At 37.4% G+C, this 16,662-nt stretch carries 17 protein-coding genes; all 17 read right to left on the bottom strand.

The window, feature by feature from the left end; translation table 11 throughout:
* Positions 1–223: 223 nt before the first annotated feature.
* A complete protein-coding gene (locus tag V7138_RS19220) occupies positions 224–1,147 on the bottom strand; it encodes a dipeptidase (protein WP_335400502.1) in 924 nt (307 codons plus the stop codon).
* A gap of 111 nt (positions 1,148–1,258) precedes the next feature.
* Positions 1,259–1,519: a stage V sporulation protein SpoVS gene (gene spoVS / locus V7138_RS19215; RefSeq protein ID WP_003211281.1), complete on the bottom strand. Its 261-nt coding sequence runs from the start codon at positions 1,517–1,519 to the stop codon at positions 1,259–1,261.
* A 310-nt stretch (positions 1,520–1,829) separates the two neighbouring features.
* A complete protein-coding gene (locus V7138_RS19210; RefSeq protein WP_335400499.1) occupies positions 1,830–2,624 on the bottom strand; it encodes a TIGR00282 family metallophosphoesterase in 795 nt (264 codons plus the stop codon).
* A gap of 129 nt (positions 2,625–2,753) precedes the next feature.
* The gene (gene rny, locus V7138_RS19205; RefSeq protein WP_335400496.1) at positions 2,754–4,316 is read right to left on the bottom strand and encodes a ribonuclease Y; all 1,563 of its coding nucleotides are present in this window, start codon (positions 4,314–4,316) and stop codon (positions 2,754–2,756) included.
* Positions 4,317–4,718: 402 nt separating this feature from the next.
* Positions 4,719–5,759, bottom strand: coding sequence for a recombinase RecA (gene recA, locus V7138_RS19200; RefSeq protein ID WP_335400493.1), 1,041 nt, complete (start codon positions 5,757–5,759; stop codon positions 4,719–4,721).
* Positions 5,760–6,020: 261 nt separating this feature from the next.
* The gene (locus V7138_RS19195) at positions 6,021–6,668 is read right to left on the bottom strand and encodes a DsbA family oxidoreductase (RefSeq protein WP_335400491.1); all 648 of its coding nucleotides are present in this window, start codon (positions 6,666–6,668) and stop codon (positions 6,021–6,023) included.
* On the bottom strand, positions 6,665–6,847 hold the full coding sequence (locus tag V7138_RS19190; RefSeq protein ID WP_335400488.1) for a hypothetical protein: 183 nt from the start codon (positions 6,845–6,847) through the stop codon (positions 6,665–6,667). Before V7138_RS19190 ends, V7138_RS19195 begins: the two co-directional genes overlap by 4 nt.
* Positions 6,848–6,935: 88 nt before the next feature.
* Entirely contained in the window at positions 6,936–7,850 is a 915-nt protein-coding gene (locus tag V7138_RS19185; RefSeq protein ID WP_335400486.1) for a VOC family protein, read from the bottom strand.
* Positions 7,851–7,966: 116 nt separating this feature from the next.
* Positions 7,967–9,214: a competence/damage-inducible protein A gene (locus V7138_RS19180; RefSeq protein ID WP_335400483.1), complete on the bottom strand. Its 1,248-nt coding sequence runs from the start codon at positions 9,212–9,214 to the stop codon at positions 7,967–7,969.
* 16 nt (positions 9,215–9,230) lie between these two features.
* A complete protein-coding gene (gene pgsA / locus V7138_RS19175; protein ID WP_335400481.1) occupies positions 9,231–9,809 on the bottom strand; it encodes a CDP-diacylglycerol--glycerol-3-phosphate 3-phosphatidyltransferase in 579 nt (192 codons plus the stop codon).
* A gap of 90 nt (positions 9,810–9,899) precedes the next feature.
* The gene (locus V7138_RS19170) at positions 9,900–10,808 is read right to left on the bottom strand and encodes a helix-turn-helix domain-containing protein (protein ID WP_335400478.1); all 909 of its coding nucleotides are present in this window, start codon (positions 10,806–10,808) and stop codon (positions 9,900–9,902) included.
* A gap of 107 nt (positions 10,809–10,915) precedes the next feature.
* Complete coding sequence (locus tag V7138_RS19165; protein WP_335400476.1) at positions 10,916–11,701, bottom strand: YmfK family protein; 786 nt, start codon at positions 11,699–11,701, stop codon at positions 10,916–10,918.
* A 164-nt stretch (positions 11,702–11,865) separates the two neighbouring features.
* A complete protein-coding gene (locus V7138_RS19160; protein ID WP_116350519.1) occupies positions 11,866–12,108 on the bottom strand; it encodes a DUF3243 domain-containing protein in 243 nt (80 codons plus the stop codon).
* A gap of 76 nt (positions 12,109–12,184) precedes the next feature.
* Complete coding sequence (ymfI, locus tag V7138_RS19155) at positions 12,185–12,910, bottom strand: elongation factor P 5-aminopentanone reductase (RefSeq protein WP_335400473.1); 726 nt, start codon at positions 12,908–12,910, stop codon at positions 12,185–12,187.
* A gap of 54 nt (positions 12,911–12,964) precedes the next feature.
* Positions 12,965–14,251, bottom strand: coding sequence for an EF-P 5-aminopentanol modification-associated protein YfmH (yfmH, locus tag V7138_RS19150; protein ID WP_335400471.1), 1,287 nt, complete (start codon positions 14,249–14,251; stop codon positions 12,965–12,967).
* Positions 14,251–15,531: an EF-P 5-aminopentanol modification-associated protein YfmF gene (gene yfmF, locus V7138_RS19145; RefSeq protein ID WP_335400468.1), complete on the bottom strand. Its 1,281-nt coding sequence runs from the start codon at positions 15,529–15,531 to the stop codon at positions 14,251–14,253. The genes yfmH and yfmF overlap by 1 nt, the downstream gene beginning before the upstream one ends.
* 176 nt (positions 15,532–15,707) lie before the next feature.
* Positions 15,708–16,661 carry an ABC transporter permease gene (locus tag V7138_RS19140; protein ID WP_335400465.1) on the bottom strand — a complete coding sequence of 318 codons (954 nt, stop codon included), beginning with the start codon at positions 16,659–16,661 and terminating at the stop codon, positions 15,708–15,710.
* Position 16,662 lies beyond the last annotated feature (1 nt).

Below are 16,662 nucleotides of genomic sequence, written 5' to 3'. Positions count from 1 at the left end.
CGGTTAGAAAAAGGACTTTTTTAAACAACAAAGATGGCAGAAAATCACCAAAAATGAAGTGCAAAAAAACTGTCCAAATGTAACCGTTGGATATGTACTAAACGCTTTCATTCTAGACCTATCAACGAAAAAAAGCAACCCTTCGTAAGCAAATTATGGAGAAAAGTGCATATTTTTTTATTTTTCAATTAATTTCATTGCATTCCCATTAAATTCGGGTTATTTACATAGGTAAGTTCGAAACAAAATTATCAAACAGAAATTTTTTAACCTGACTTTCTGAGTAGTGTTTTAGCAAGTGATTTACAAGTCTATCGTACCCAGCGAAATTTTCAAGTCCGGTTGTGGTTTCGGTGATACCATCAAAATCAGATCCAAACCCAACATGGTTTTCGCCACCGAGTGAACAAATATAGTCGAGATGTTTTAATACATCATCGATTGATGCACTGTCATGATTGCTTAAAAATTGGGGGACAAATGTAATTCCAATCATACCTTTTTTTTGAATGAGCGCGCGAATTTGATCATCTTGTAGATTTCGTCGATGCTTGCAAATAGTAATTGCATTTGAGTGAGATGCTATCGGATAGTCCGCTACCTCCATGACATCCCAGAATCCTTTTATCGATAAATGAGAAACGTCTGTCCATATAGATGCCTTATTGTGCTCCTTTACAACCTGTTTCCCAAAGCTGGATAGTCCCGCTCCTCGAGGTTCTCCTATGCCATCAGCAACAAAATTTGCATTATTCCATGTTAACCCCACTGAGGAAACACCAAGCCTTAATAACGTTTGAAGCTTGGCTATACTTTGATCAATGGCATCACATCCTTCTAGAGTTAAGAAGGCACCTATTTCATTGGCTTCTAATGCTAAGATATCTGCTTTAGTTCGTACCACCTTTAATAATGGAGAAGGGGCAATTACTTTCGAGTAAAAAATTTCTACCATCTCTAATGCCACTTCAAATCGACTTTCTGGCCCTACCCCTTCAGGTATATAGATCGCAAAGCATTGCACCTTGCTTCCCGAAGCCCGTAATTGATTGTAGGTAATATGCAATTTTGGTGAGTCCGCAAAATCAATAGTCGGATCCATCCACATTTTATACAAAACATCTGAATGGGCATCAAATATTTTCAAATGGATCAGCTCCCTTTTCTTTTTATTTTACACAAAAATACCTGTTTGTCTCAGTGGACAAACAGGTTTCTACCCGTCACTTGACCATGTTATATAAAAGGAAATTTGATTTTATCGTGGTTCAACGATTAATTTTATAGCAGTTCTTTCTTCACCATCAATTAGAATATCAGTAAATGCCGGAATACAGATTAGGTCCACTCCACTCGGTGCCACAAACCCTCTAGCTATCGCTACTGCTTTCACTGCCTGATTTAATGCACCTGCACCAATCGCCTGGATTTCTGCAGCTCCTCTTTCACGCAATACACCCGCAAGCGCACCAGCTACAGAATTTGGATTAGATTTTGCTGAAACTTTTAATATTTCCATTTCTACTTTCCTCCTTGTTCTTTACAATGTTTCCCTGAGTGATCGGTAGAACCATACAAACTAATAACGACTGATAAATTTACATCCTATAATTATATCTCTAATGATCGTATAATCTACCAGAGGCTATCCTTATTCAACCAGGGATAACCGAGTCTCTTGTTGAACAACGAATAATGATCCCATAACTACTATATTCACTAGAAACTACCAGTATTCCTGCTTGTTTATAAGTTTTTTCTAAAAATTCAAAAACTTGTTCAAATTATGAAAAAAACCAAGATATTCAATGGATATCTTGGTTAAAATTTCAGTCGAAAAATGGATGGTCATCATTGATGAGGATTCGCTTAATCCCTTTTGCCTTACCACTTTTAGGATCTACATCTACGAGAACTCCATTTAATTGGGTTCTTCCTTCAACAACCTCAAAGCGAACAGGTAATGCCGTTTTAAATCTATGAATGACAGCCTCTTTGTCCATACCTAAAATGCCATCGTATGGCCCTGTCATACCAACATCTGTAATAAATGCTGTACCTTTTGGTAAAACACGGTTGTCGGCTGTTTGTACATGTGTATGTGTTCCAACAACTGCTGTCACTCGTCCGTCGAGATACCAGCCCATTGCAATTTTCTCACTCGTGGCTTCCGCATGAAAGTCAACAAAAATAATAGATGTTTTCTTTTTTGCTTGCTCAATTAATTCATCGCACTTTTTAAATGGATCGTCAATGGCTGGAAGAAATGTCCGCCCTTGCAAGTTTATAATCGCAACCTCTTGTCCATTGACTTTACTATACATGATACCTTGACCCGGTGTTCCCTCAGGGAAATTTGCCGGACGTATCATGTTTTTTGCAGTATCAATAAACTCGAAAATGTCTTTGTTGTCCCATGTATGATTACCTAAGGTAATTGCTTGGGCGCCGTTCTCGAGAAATTGGTTATATATTTTCTTGGTGATCCCTCTACCTGATGCTGCATTTTCTCCATTCACAATTGTCAGTGTCGGATGGAATTTTGCCTTTAGTTTTGGAAGATATTCTCGAATCATTTCTCTTCCTGGTGAACCGACTACATCACCTATAAATAAAATCTTCAATATAAAAGCCCCTTTCATAAAAATTGAAGCACAAAAAGCGAAAAATCGCAATGTCAAAGGACAGTTTTAGTGAGTTTGTCAGTCATGGGATAATTTTATGCAAAAAAATAAAGTGGTCTAATGACCACTTTATTTTGCGTATTCGACCGCTCTTGTTTCACGAATGACGGTTACCTTGATATGACCCGGATAATCCAACTCTTCTTCGATTCGTTTACGGATATCTCGGGCTAATCGATGGGCGTTTAAGTCATCGATTGCATCAGGTTTAACGATAATTCGAACCTCACGTCCAGCTTGGATTGCGAAGGATTTTTCAACACCATCATAGGATTCAGAAATTTCCTCGAGCTTTTCAAGTCGGCGTATATAGTTTTCAAGTGTCTCACTTCTAGCACCAGGTCGTGCAGCAGATAAAGCATCAGCTGCTGCAACCAATACAGCAATTATCGATGTTGGTTCTGTATCACCATGGTGGGAAGCAATACTGTTGATTACAATTGGATGCTCTTTATATTTCGTAGCTAATTCTACACCGATTTCAACATGACTACCTTCCACTTCATGGTCGATAGCTTTACCGATATCATGTAAGAGTCCAGCACGACGAGCAAGTGTTTCATCTTCACCTAACTCAGCAGCCATTAAGCCTGCTAAGAAAGATACTTCCATTGAATGCTTTAAGACGTTTTGGCCATAGCTTGTACGATACTTTAAGCGACCTAAAATCTTAATTAAATCTGGATGGAGTCCATGAACACCAACCTCGAAGGTTGTTTGTTCACCCACTTCACGAATATATTCATCCACTTCACGTCTTGATTTATCAACCATCTCTTCAATACGTGCTGGGTGAATACGACCGTCTTGAACTAGTTTTTCAAGGGCGATTCTCGCTGTCTCACGGCGAATTGGATCAAAGCCAGATAAAATAACAGCCTCAGGTGTATCATCAATAATAAGGTCAATACCCGTTAATGTTTCAAGTGTACGGATGTTTCGTCCTTCTCTACCAATAATACGACCTTTCATCTCATCATTAGGCAAATTAACTACAGATACTGTAGTTTCTGCGACATGATCAGCGGCACATCTTTGAATAGCAAGTGAAAGTATTTCTTTTGCCTTTTTATCAGATTCTTCCTTTGCACGATTTTCTGCTTCTTTCACCATCATTGCAACATCATGGGAAAGTTCATTTTCAATTCGCTCAAGGATGATTTGCTTTGCTTCTTCACGTGTTAAGCTAGAAATTCGCTCTAGTTCAGTTTGTTGTTTGTGTACCATCTCTTCCACTTTGCTTTCCATCTCTTCAATATGCTGTTGTCTTTGAGCGAGAGAATCCTCTTTCTTTTCTAACATGGATTCACGTTTATCTAATGTTTCATCCTTGCGATCAAGGTTCTCTTCTTTTTGCATTAAACGATTTTCTTGTTTTTGTAGTTCGTTTCTTCGATCACGGATTTCTTTTTCTGCCTCTGTACGAAGTTTGTGAATTTCATCCTTTGCCTCTAACAGTGCTTCCTTCTTTAATGAATCTGCTTCTCTATTTGCATCTTCAATAATTTGTTCGGCAACACCTTTTGCACCTGCAATTTTAGTTTCGGCAATTGATTTACGAACATAAAAGCCAACAATCGCACCGACGATTAGGCCAATCAAAGTGGAGATGATTATAGAAATGGGATCCATCTTCTTCACCTCCTCTTGCTATGAACTTTTTCTTGCTAGATCAAAATGTCGGCATGTACATTTTTGCAATATACAGCGCAAAGGCTTTTTAAGCTAATCAGAGTCTTAGGTTACGATCCGATAGCAGCTGAACTACTCCGGGTCTGAATAGCAAAAGCTCAAACCGAGTTTTGCTTCTAACGTTTTAATTCTAACAAAATGTAAAATATACATTTTAATTGTAAATGTGTGAATTTTTATTGTCAAGGGCTGTCAGAAATAGAGTTACATGAAAATGGAAATTTTCTTTAGTTGAATGGTTATTATTATGGTTTTGAGGGGGCAGGAGGATTTTTATAAGTGGAAAAAAATAACTTTATGGAAAATTAATAAAGAGACACAATTTCTGTGTCTCTATCTTCATTAGTCTTCTAAATTAAATTCTTCTTGCTCTTCGTCTGAAGGCGCTACTACAACACCATCAAGGCCATAATGATTTCTAATTTGCTGAAGGATTTCAGCACGTACATCAGGGTTTTCTTTTAAGAATTGTTTAGCATTTTCACGACCCTGACCAACTCTCTCATCCTTGTAAGAATACCAAGAACCGCTCTTTTGGACGATATCAAGTTCCGAGCCGATATCAATGATTTCGCCCTCAATTGAAATTCCTTCTCCGTACATAATGTCTACTTCAGCTGTTTTAAATGGTGGTGCTACTTTATTCTTAACAACCTTCACTTTTGTTCTATTACCAACAAGTTCATTGCCTTGTTTTAATTGTTCCGCACGACGAACCTCTAGTCTTACAGAAGAATAGAATTTAAGGGCACGTCCACCTGGAGTTGTTTCTGGGTTTCCGAACATTACCCCAATTTTTTCACGGACCTGGTTAATGAAAATTGCAATTGTATTTGATTTATTGATTGCACCTGAAAGTTTACGTAATGCTTGTGACATTAAGCGGGCTTGTAGCCCCATATGGGAGTCGCCCATTTCACCTTCAATTTCCGCTTTTGGAACAAGTGCTGCAACAGAGTCAACTACTAAAATATCCACTGCGCCACTTCGCACTAATGCTTCAGCTATTTCTAATGCTTGTTCACCAGTGTCTGGCTGAGATAATAATAGTTCATCAATGTTTACACCTAATTTTTGTGCATATGCTGGATCAAGCGCATGTTCTGCGTCAATAAACGCTGCTTGTCCACCAGTTTTTTGTACCTCAGCAATTGCATGAAGTGCCACTGTGGTTTTACCAGAGCTTTCTGGTCCATATATTTCAATTATCCGTCCTCTTGGATATCCTCCAACACCTAATGCTACGTCTACTGCTAGTGATCCACTAGATATAGTGGAAATTCTACGATCAGTTTGTTCTCCAAGCTTCATGATTGAGCCCTTACCAAACTGTTTCTCTATCTGCTTCAGTGCCATTTCTAAGGCCGCTTGACGATCACTCACTATTTTTCCTCCTTTATTCAATGAAACTATTATTACTATACAATGTTTTGTTCGATTTGCCAAGCAAAAAGTCGAACATTTATTCGGTTATTTTTGCTAATAGTTTTTTCCCATAAATCCAATTATGAATAGTTGAAAATCCTATTTTCAAAGTAATAGAGACCATCAAATTTGAATTTTAATCTTTTTTTAAAATTTCCTTAGTTATAAAAAAAAGCGTAAGTATATCCTACTCACGCCATTTTTTTCAAACCTGTACCTTTATTTATTGCTATGTTCTTCTTCCCATACTTTATCTAAAACTTGATTGAACACCTCAACTGGCTGGGCACCAGATACAGCATACTTGTCATCGAATACGAAGAAAGGGACACCTTGCACACCAACCGAACGTGCCTCATTGATATCCTCCGTTACCATTGTGGTATTGTCTTTACTTTCCATAACTTTGCGTACTTCTTCACTATTTAGACCGACCTCTTCCGCCAAACGGACAATCGTCTCTGTATCGCTTAAAACCTCACCTTCGGTAAAATGAGCGGCATAGAAACGATTGAAAAACTCATTTCCTTTTCCCTGTTCTTTTGCATATTGGAAGACGCGATGGGCATCATACGTGCTCGTCAGTTTGGCATTGTCGTAGTTAATTTCAACTCCTGAATTTTTTGCCATGTCTGTCACTTGTTTAAGCATTGTTTTAGCCTGTTCTAGCGGGACTCCCTTCATGTTAGAAAAGGTTTGTGCATAGCTTTGACCAGGGACATATTTCGCATCTGGCATAAGTAAAAAGCTTTTATATTTTATTTCAACTTCTTTAGCATGAGTAAAATTTTCTAGAGCTTGATTAAGATGAGATTCCCCAATGAAGCAGAAAGGACATACAAAGTCTGACCAAATTGTTATTTTCATTTTTTTCCCTCTTCCTTTTGAGTTACCGGGCTGCATATGCCAGTATTGATATCACAGACAAATCCCGAGGAACTGTCAATGTCCAAGCTTTTAAATTTCTTATTACCATTTAGTTCTTTTAATACTCCATTATCATCTGTTGATGAAGGTGTTGATTTAGTTTGCTTGTCATCTAACATTGATTATTCCTCCTTTTGTTTTGTTTCATAATGATATTTTATATGAAATTCCCCTTGTTTTCTAATAATTGAACTTCAGCTGTTTTCATTACCCCTTGTATAATTTCAGTATTTCTACAAGATCAAGCTTTTTCATTTTTAAAACAGCCCGATTAACTCGTTCAATTTGTTCTGGTGTGCCTTTACTCATCATCTCATCCATTGCTCGTGGCACAATTTGCCAAGACACCCCATACATATCTTTCACCCAGCCACATTGTTCGGCTCCAGGAACTGCAGACAGCTTATCCCAATAGTAATCAAGTTCTTCTTGGGTGTCGCAATATACCATAAATGAAATCGCCTCGTTAAATTGAAATTTATGATCTTCGGCACTATCCATTGCTACAAACCAAAGGTTCTCAAGTCTAAAATCAGAAAACATAATTGTTCCTTCTTTGTTGGGTTCCATGCCAGCAGGGTATCGGGCAATATGGCCCTGCTTTGAGTTCTTAAATATGGATAAATAAAATTTCAGAGCTTCTTCTGCTTTACCGCATTTATCACCAGTGAACATGAACGACGGAATAATTGGTGGTCTTTCTTCACCTTCTGGATTTGTTAGAATTAGTTGCCACGATAAACCGTACTTATCTTGAATCCAACCGTACCTCTCACTAAACGGATACTTGCCAAGAGGCATAAGCACTGTGCCGCCCTCGGCAAATTTGTCCCAAACCTCATTGATTTTTTCGCTCGCGTTTTCTTCTCGCGAAGGGTCAAAATTAACAAAGAAAGAAATCGATGGATTAAATTTAAAATACGGTCCCGCACTAATTGCCATAAACTTCTGTCCCCACAACTCAAATAAGACTAAATCTGCATCTCCAGATGGGGTATCGCGGAGTGTATGAATATTCGTAATGCTTGAATCTGGAAAAATGGAAGTATAAAACTCTGCAGCTTCTTGCGCCTCATTGTTATACCATAAATGCGGTACGATGTTTTGATTCGTTTTTCCCATTATTATTGCACCCCTTATGTAATTGTATTTATTATACCCATTCAATAATATTAGGTTTTTTCCTTCTATTTCCACAAAAAAGACGATCTATAATGATCGCCTTTTAAAGTACAAAGTCAGTTTCCCTGTTTGTTTAAAAATTGGAGTAAATAGTAGAAACCATATTTAATTGTTCTAGTTCTGATTCCTTGTCGTGAACCTGCTAATTGTAACGGATATACCTTGGTAGGGTGGTCTAAATAAGAAATTCCTATATACACCGTACCTACCGGTTTTCCTTCCGATTCACTTGGTCCCGCTACACCAGTAAAACTTATCCCGATATCAGACTTTAAGAGCTTCCTCACATTCTCAGCAAGCTGTTCGGCTGTTGAACTACTTACAGCCCCCTCCGTATCAAGGGTTTCTTTCCTTACATGTAAGACTTGTTCCTTCACTTCATTGGTATAACAAACCACTCCACCCTTCACAACTGCTGATGAGCCAGAAAGATTTGTTAATTCCTCGGCGAACAAGCCTCCTGTTAAACTTTCAGCACTTGCTATCGTTAACTTAGCTGCTTTTAACTTATTCATAAGTTCATTGACTAATGAAGTCGAGTTATAGCCATATAAGAACTGGCCTACTCTCTTTAGGATTTGTGCCTCAGTTTCATCTAATAGCTTATTTGCAACTTCGAGTGAGCTATGTTTTGCTGTTAAGCGTAGTGTAACCTCACCATCACCTGCTAATGGGGCAATCGTTGGGTTTGTTTGTTTATCAATTAAATCTTCAATCTCGGTTTCAAGCTGTGATTCCCCAATTCCAAAGAAACGCAATACTCTTGATTCAATTCGTTCAACGACACCTAGCGATTTTAATAAGAAGGGGGCACCGTATGATAGAAACATTGGATTAAGCTCTTTAGGCGGACCTGGAAAAAGCATATAAGTGATTCCATCAAACTCTAGTCCCATTCCTGGTGCCATCCCATGATCGTTGGGCAGGATTTCAGATCCCTCTATGACAAGAGCCTGCTTTTTATTATTTTCAGTCATATGGCGATTGGTTTTCTTAAAGAAGTCTTCAATACTACGTAAGGCCGTTTCGTCAAATACAAGCTGTTTTCCTACTATCCTTGAAATCGTCTCTTTCGTTAAATCATCCTTTGTTGGACCCAATCCACCAGTAAAAATGATTAAACTCGAACGAGATTGTGAGATTTTAATCACATCTTCTAAGCGATCGGAATTATCACCAACAACTGTATGAAAGTAAACATTGATTCCAAGCTCAGCAAGCCGTTTAGATAAAAATTGTGCATTTGTATTTGCGATTTGACCCAAAAGGAGTTCAGAGCCTACGGCAATTATTTCAGCATTCATTTAAGAACCCACCATCCTATTTGGAGTTTGCAAAAACCCCTTTATTTTTCGCAAAATAATCCCAACCAGAAACAACCGTAAAAATGACAGCAATCCAAAGTGCAATCATATCAAATGGGATTGAAAGATATTCAAACGGCCAGTTATGTAATAATAATGCAGAAACGGCCACTACTTGAGCCCACATTTTAATTTTCCCAAGCATTTTTGCTGCTGCAACCTCTCCACTTTCCGCCAACAGCAGACGTAAGCCAGTGACGGCAAACTCCCTGCTTATGATAATAATAACCATCCATGCAGGTGCCAAGCCGAATTCGACTAAACTAACCAATGCTGCGGATACAAGCAGCTTGTCTGCAAGAGGGTCTAAAAACTTCCCAAGGTTTGTTACTAAATTATGCTTTCTTGCCAAATGACCATCAATCCAATCTGTACAAGAAGCCACAATAAAAATAATCGCTCCGACTAAATGGGCAACAGGAATGGACATAGAGCCAATCGATACATCGCCCCATCCAAACGGAACAAACATAATAATTAAAAATAGTGGAATTAAGCAAATCCTTGCCACTGTAATCTTATTTGGTAAATTCACAATCATACCTCCAACATGTACTAAAATATCTATAATAGTGATAATACCACTTATACGAAACAAAAAGCCATCATAATGATGACTTTTTTGTTATTCCTCGGTTCCTGGAGTGTACTTTATTGTGAAAATCTGTTGAACAACCTCTCCAGTGTTGAAAGGATATTGAAATGGTTCGCCGTTTATTTCAATGGCAAGATCTGAAGACCTTCCAATATTAAAATTAATTTCAGATTGGTTAGTCAAGTCCACTTCTTCTGATTGACCATCAGCAATGTTTTTCCAAACAAATCTTTCATTTTGTCTATTTGTTACAGCAACCCATGCCTGCCCGCCAGCTTTAGCGGTAAGTTTGACCTTAAAGGAATCCGTGTTTTTCAACTCATAGGTTGCGGTACTCGTACCTTTTTCCACTTCGACTAGCTCCTGAGTAGGAGTCTCTTCCACTGGTTCCTCTTCTTCAGCAGGGGCATCATCCGTTTCTCCAGCCACTTGTTCCTCTTCATTTGGTTCCTCTTTTTGTTCAGCTTGAACAGGAGGTGGATCATCCGATTCTTCATATTGTGTTTGCTGAGTCTCTTCTTGTGTGTCCGGTTCCTTGGCAACATCTTTATTGGATACAAACCAATAAATTGTCATTGCACCACCGAGAAGGAAAAGAACCAATATTATGATTGGTACTTTATCTATAATTTTCGAACTTGTCGTAGAAATTTGTCTTCTCGATTGTACTCTAGAAATTTGTTCGGGAATGTCCTCATTATATGTACCTGGAATTTCCGATTTAAATTCCTCAAATATTTCTTCAGGATTTAGTCCCACTGCTTCAGCATATTGTTTAATAAATGCACGGACGTAGAATTTACCAGGCATTACAGAATAATTACCCTCTTCAATCCCAACTAAATACCTTTTTTGGATTTTCGTAATTTGCTGTAAATCATCCAAGCTTAAATCTTTTTGTTCTCTCGCTTCCTTTAGTCGAGAACCTAATTCAGTCATTTTTTTCACCTACCAATTCTCGAGATATCTATTGGTGTATTTGCGTTCATTATACTAGCATTTTTATGTTTTTTAGTAAAGGTTTTACTTTAATCTTTACAAAAAAATTAAAATTCGAAACCAGAAAAGTCAGAACTTGAAAACTGTTGGTATTCCATATCATATGTAATTTCTTCTTCAGGATTATTTCGCAGTTCAATAATGTAATCAAAATCCTTCAATGTATATTCAGTATGACGTACAAACATATCAGGATGCTCCACTAATTTAACGGCAGGAAGTCTCATGATTTCTCTAACTAACTGTAAATGCTTTTCAGTTGCCCGCCTTGTTGAAACAATGCCATCTATGATGAAAAGATTATCAACATTGTATTCATCATGAATTAACTCATTTCTCATTGTTTGCTTTAATAAAGTGGAGGATACAAATAACCATTTTTTATGCGCACATACACTCGCAGCAACAACTGATTCGGTCTTACCCACCCTTGGCATGCCACGAATCCCAATAAGCTTATGGCCCTCCTGCTTAAAAAGCTCAGCCATGAAATCAACAAGAAGACCTAACTCATCACGAGTAAACCGAAATGTTTTTTTATCATCTGCATCGCGCTGAATATATCGCCCATGTCTTACCGCAAGCTTATCTCGAAGCTTTGGTTCTCTAAGCTTTGTAACATTTATCGTATCCATTGTATGTAAAATTGATTCAAGTCTTTCAATTTGCTCATTACTATCACTTAATAAAAGCATACCCCTTCTACGATCATCGACACCATTTATTGTAACAATATTAATGGATAGCATTCCTAATAATGAAGAAATATCCCCAAGAAGTCCAGGGCGATTTTTTGCAATCTCATATTCCAAATACCACTCTTTTTGTCCCATATTTCCAGCCCCTCGCAGTGGTTATCATTTCCAATTAGTTTATAATGCATTATTTTCATTATAAACTAATCAATTCATATTTTATAGAGGGATACATAAAAATAGTGGATTGCAAAAATAAAAAAGAGAGGAAAATCCTCTCTCATTTTCATACACTTTCCAACCTATTGGACAAGCTTTACCATAACATTAGCAATTGCTTGTTGCTCTTCTTCAGAAGCAACGTTCCATAGGTCCCGTAATACTTTTTCTTGAGCATTTTTCGGCTCAACTTCACTTGCTAGGTAATCACCTAGTTGATGAGCCATGTCATTGATCACATTTTGATCCATTCCTTCAGATTTTGCATGCTGCAAGCGATCACCTAAAAAATTTTTCCAATCCTCGAAATTGTCTAGTACTGACATAAGTGACCCTCCTTATAAGGTTATTACAATGTTAGTTTGTCGATTGTAAAATAATTTATTCGTAAAAAAAGTAAAGTTAACAATGCCAACCACCATTTACTGATAAAACTTGTCCTGTAATGTACGAAGCTTTACTTGAAAGTAGAAATGCAACTGCATTCGCGACCTCATTTGGCTCTCCAATTCTCCCCATCGGAATTTCTTCACTAATTCCTTCTATATCTTCTGGGGTAAATTCCTTTAACATGTTTGTGTTTATGGCACCTGGTGCAACAGCGTTAACTCTAATCCCGCTGAGTGCAACTTCCTTTGCTAACGCTTTTACAAAAGAAATTTGCCCGCCTTTTACCATTGAATAAAGCACTTCACAGGATGCGCCTGTGATTCCCCAAATCGAGGATATAACAATAATATTTCCCCTTTTCCTTGTAATCATTGTAGGAAGCAATGCTTTTGTTAACAGATAAGGTGTACTCACATGAAGGTGTACCATTTGTTCAACGGTCTCTTGGTCAAAATCTGTTATAAGCCCAAACGCACTTTTTCCTGAATTATGTATGATCGTATCGATTGGATGGTGAATTTGCTTCATTACTTGATCCACACCGTTCAACAGACCCAAATCTGCTTTTATTAAGTACGTTTCCACACCTTCAAGTGCTAATTCTTCTGCGATTCGTTTCATTGACTGTTCATTTTCGTGGTAGTGAAGGTACAACGAATAACCTAGTGTGGAAATTTCTTTCGCAATGGCGCTTCCAATCCCTCCGCTCGCACCTGTAATTAATGCATATTTTTTCATATTCATTTCCCCTTAAAAAAGCATCCTTTATCGTGAAAGGATGCTCTTTACTAACTACTTTTTAGGTATTACCTGACACTCTGTCATGCGAATTTCATCAAAGAATTCATTCACAGTGTTTGTAATATCGTCTACTGTTAGACTTTCCATCATTGGAACGACATCGAATAAATTCATCTCATTAAATGCATATCGTGTAAATTGATTGGCGATATAATCAGGTGAATTTAAAGAGCGTAAAAATGCCCCAATCTTTTTCTTTTTGACACGTTCCAGTACTTCTGAAGTGATCCCTTGATTTTTACTTGAAAGCATAATGTTTCTTACTCTAGATGATAATTCATCTGGATTGGAAGTATCCCCTCCAACAATAGCAAAGCCAAAACCTTGTTCTTCCGTATAATCATACGTAAATGTATCATCAATTAAGCCCTCATCATACAAGTCCTGATAATGCTTTGAACTTTTTCCAAATAGCCAATCTAGTATGATCGTAATAGACAATTCTTGTTTTAGTAATTCATCGCCTTTACGTGACGGGTTTAAGGCTTTTACGCCCACCATACATTTTGAGGATTGAACATTCATTTCAAGCACTTTCTTCTTTTCATTTACTTCGATTGGTTCATCTTCAAAATGGCGTTTGATTTCCGACTGATTTTGATAGTCCTTTTGGGCTTGGTTGGAACGAATTTGTTCCATTATTTTTTCCGGATCAATTGGACCAACAATGAACAATACCATATTGCTCGGATGATAGAAGGTTTCATAGCATTCATAAAGCATATCCTTTGTTATTTTGGCGATAGAATCAATTGTTCCGGCAATGTCGATTCGGACAGGATGATTTTTATACATATTTTCAATGACACCGAAATACAGTCTCCAATCCGGATTGTCATCGTACATTGTTATTTCTTGACCTATGATTCCTTTTTCTTTTTCTACTGTTTTTTCAGTAAAATAAGGACTTTGAACAAAGTCAATCAATGTCTTAAGATTTAATTCAACATTGGACGTACTTGAAAAAAGATAGGCTGTTCTTGTAAATGAAGTAAATGCATTTGCCGATGCACCCTGTTTACTAAAATCTTGGAATACATCACCATCTTCTTTTTCAAAAAGCTTATGCTCTAAAAAATGAGCAATCCCATCCGGTACATGAATGAACTCATCCTTCCCTAATGGTACAAATTGATTATCCACTGATCCATAATTCGTTGTAAACGTAGCATAGGTTTTATTGAATCCCTTTTTCGGGAGGATGTATACATTAAGGCCATTATCAAGTTTTTCATGAAAAAGATCCTCTTGAAGTTGATCAAATGTGATTTTTTCCATTACCTTCCACCCTCCAATCCTGTAAGGAAGTAGATTGTATCAAGTTCGATTTTTTTAGCGACATTGATTACTTCCTCCTTTGTTACAGCTTCTATTCCAGAAATCCAATCTTCGAGTTTTCTTGGTTTAGGAGCAACAACATTATGATATAAAACCTCTGCTATACCTCGCGATGTATCGATGGTTTCAAGTAGCTGATTTCGTATAACAGCTTTTGTTTGAGCCATGACTTCTTCTGTGAAATCACCATCAACCATTGCTTGCATTTGTTCTTTAATAATGGTTACAGCTCGGTCATAATTACTCACATCAATCCCAGACATCACCATTAATAATCCCTTATGGCTCTCGACTCGTGATGCCGCATAGTAGGCCAAGCTTTCTTTTTCCCGTACATTGATAAACAACTTTGAATGCGAAAAGCCGCCAAAAATCCCATTAAAGACCTGAAGAGCATCATAATCAGAATCACTGTAAGTAGTATTTGTTCTGAAACCAATATTAAGCTTTCCTTGTTTGACATCTTGTTTTTCAATGACTTCATTCACACTTGAAATTTGTTTTGATTTCGTTTCTGTATGTGGACGCTTGTTTCGGTCAGCCAATACAAATGCGGATGAAACAGCTTCCTTCACCTTTTCAGGTTCGATATTGCCAATTATATATAGATCAATCTCGTCTTCTGCCAGTGATTTTTGATAATATTTGTATAAGGATTCTGCTGAAATCTGTTCAAGATCTTCAATTCGTCCATTTACGTGAAGGTGATATGGTTCATCCTTACACATTTCCTCAACTAATCGTAAATTCGAATACCTCATTTTATCATCATTCACTGCTTGAATTCGCTGTTTAAGGCTACGCTTCTCTTTTTCGACGATTTCATTCTTAAAAGCTCCATTTTCAGTAACTGGTGAAAGTACCATCTCTTGTAACAACGCGATTGCCTTATCAAGCAAAGGTGTTTGATCTTTTAAAAATAATTCATTCGCAATTTCGACGAAAAATGTAATGATGTGATTTTCGCCTTTTTTTGCTAAGTCTACATATAACGCAGCACCATATAATTCGTCTAGATAGGACCGTAAGCTAGTAGTTGATGGATAGCTAGGTGTCTCACTTTGCAAGACATATGGGAGCAATGCCCTCTGTGTCACATATTCCTCCTGAAGCGGGGCTTTCATTCTCAGTACAATGGTATTTGTTTTAAATTTATCTGTTTTAATCGTATGGAGTGTCAAGCCATTTAATTTATGCTCCATTTCATCCAGTAAAAGCATTATTCGCAGCCTCCTTTTTGGTCATAACAAAACCTATATAACTATTTTCAACCAAAGCCGTTTAAATAATCTTAAAATCACTATAACCTCAAATTAACAATAAATTCAAGTTTCTGCCCAAAATTTGCCTAAAAAAAGGAATGACATCTCTGCCACTCCTTTTTATAAATATTAACTTACCGTTTTCCTGAATCAAATGGTTCTCCTGCAGCCTTTGGTGCTTGTGAAGATTTAGAGAACACAACCAAGGCAATTAATGTTACCACATAAGGGAATATCTTTAAGAGAATTGGTGGAACAACTGCAAGCTCTGGGATAACCTGTGAAACATTGGCAACAGTACTCGCAAAACCAAAGAAGAAGGTTGCACCTAAAATGCCAAGTGGTTTCCATTGACCAAAGATTAATGCCGCAAGCGCTAAGAAACCTAATCCAGATACATTACCAGTAAATTCACCTGCATAGGTTACAATGATAATTCCCCCACCTAAACCTGCAAATGCTCCGGAAAGTATGACACCTAAATAACGAATTTTTCGTACATTGACACCAGCTGCTTCAGCCGCCTGTGGGAATTCACCACAGGATCGTAGACGAAGACCTGTTTTTGTTTTATATAGGACAAATCCGCTAATAAATAAAACTAATAAGATAAACCAAGTGGTTGGGTATGTTTTTGTAAAAAACAAATCCCCGATTATTGGTATAGATGATAATACTGGAATATCAGTAGGTGAAAAACCACTTGTGATACGGATATTCCCACTGCCTGTAATATTTCTGGCTAAGAATACGGTTAAAGCTCCTGCAATCAGATTAATCGCGGTACCACTGATAATTTGGTTTGCATTTAAGTTAATACTTGCAAATGCATGCAATAAAGAAAAGAGGATACCAACAATCGCTGCAACTAATAACCCAATCCATAAAACAAGATTATGATTCATCATTGATCCTTGAAGAAAATGAATCGTTAGAGACCCTGCAAAAGCTCCAAAAATCATTAATCCATCCAAGCCGATATTAACGACACCACTTCGCTCACTGAATAAGCCTCCAAGCGCTGTTATTAAAAGAGGAATGGTAAAGACAATTGCATATGGAAAGATTTGTTCAATGATTGCCCACATT

Source organism: Bacillus sp. JJ1533 (genome assembly GCF_036965045.1).
In the GTDB taxonomy this organism is placed as follows: Bacteria; Bacillota; Bacilli; order Bacillales; family Bacillaceae_L; genus Ferdinandcohnia.
The sequence above is the reverse complement of the archived record's forward strand: the minus strand, read 5'-3'. Positions and strand labels throughout refer to the sequence as shown.

Bases quoted from the DNA above. Each gene is read 5' to 3' on its own strand.
- V7138_RS19190 (WP_335400488.1), bottom strand. From the start codon at position 6,847: ATGTTAGATGACAAGCAAACTAAATCAACACCTTCATCAACAGATGAT.
- V7138_RS19185 (WP_335400486.1), bottom strand. From the start codon at position 7,850: ATGGGAAAAACGAATCAAAACATCGTACCGCATTTATGGTATAACAAT.
- spoVS (WP_003211281.1), bottom strand. From the start codon at position 1,519: ATGGAAATATTAAAAGTTTCAGCAAAATCTAATCCAAATTCTGTAGCT.
- yfmF (WP_335400468.1), bottom strand. From the start codon at position 15,531: ATGCTTTTACTGGATGAAATGGAGCATAAATTAAATGGCTTGACACTC.
- V7138_RS19195 (WP_335400491.1), bottom strand. From the start codon at position 6,668: ATGAAAATAACAATTTGGTCAGACTTTGTATGTCCTTTCTGCTTCATT.
- yfmH (WP_335400471.1), bottom strand. From the start codon at position 14,251: ATGGAAAAAATCACATTTGATCAACTTCAAGAGGATCTTTTTCATGAA.
- V7138_RS19170 (WP_335400478.1), bottom strand. From the start codon at position 10,808: ATGACTGAATTAGGTTCTCGACTAAAGGAAGCGAGAGAACAAAAAGAT.
- rny (WP_335400496.1), bottom strand. From the start codon at position 4,316: ATGGATCCCATTTCTATAATCATCTCCACTTTGATTGGCCTAATCGTC.
- V7138_RS19160 (WP_116350519.1), bottom strand. From the start codon at position 12,108: ATGTCAGTACTAGACAATTTCGAGGATTGGAAAAATTTTTTAGGTGAT.
- ymfI (WP_335400473.1), bottom strand. From the start codon at position 12,910: ATGAAAAAATATGCATTAATTACAGGTGCGAGCGGAGGGATTGGAAGC.
- V7138_RS19140 (WP_335400465.1), bottom strand. From the start codon at position 16,661: ATGTGGGCAATCATTGAACAAATCTTTCCATATGCAATTGTCTTTACC.
- V7138_RS19165 (WP_335400476.1), bottom strand. From the start codon at position 11,701: ATGGGACAAAAAGAGTGGTATTTGGAATATGAGATTGCAAAAAATCGC.
- V7138_RS19180 (WP_335400483.1), bottom strand. From the start codon at position 9,214: ATGAATGCTGAAATAATTGCCGTAGGCTCTGAACTCCTTTTGGGTCAA.